Annotated in this window: 1 protein-coding gene; it reads right to left on the bottom strand. The window is 47.7% G+C overall.

The window, feature by feature from the left end; genetic code table 11:
* Positions 1–81: 81 nt before the first annotated feature.
* Positions 82–235: formate--tetrahydrofolate ligase (locus ACTHS3_RS18665; RefSeq protein ID WP_440368900.1), on the bottom strand; the 154-nt coding region annotated here is incomplete at its 5' end.

The raw sequence follows: 235 nt of genomic DNA, 5'->3' as shown, positions 1-235 counted from the left end.
GTTGAAATTCACTTAAATTATAAAAGGCCGTCTGAAACCTCGGTTTCAGACGGCCTTTATCTATTTCAAAAGCAATCTAAATCAGAACAAGCCATGAATCACGCCGTCCGCGTCCACATCAATTTTCTCGGCAGCCGGAACTTTCGGCAGGCCTGGCATTTTCATCATATTACCGTACAACGCAACGATGAAACCTGCGCCGGCGGAAACAGTGATACCGCGCACGGTAATGCGG

This window comes from Neisseria sp. P0009.S007 (assembly GCF_051962515.1).
This window is presented reverse-complemented; position numbering and strand designations above follow the sequence as displayed.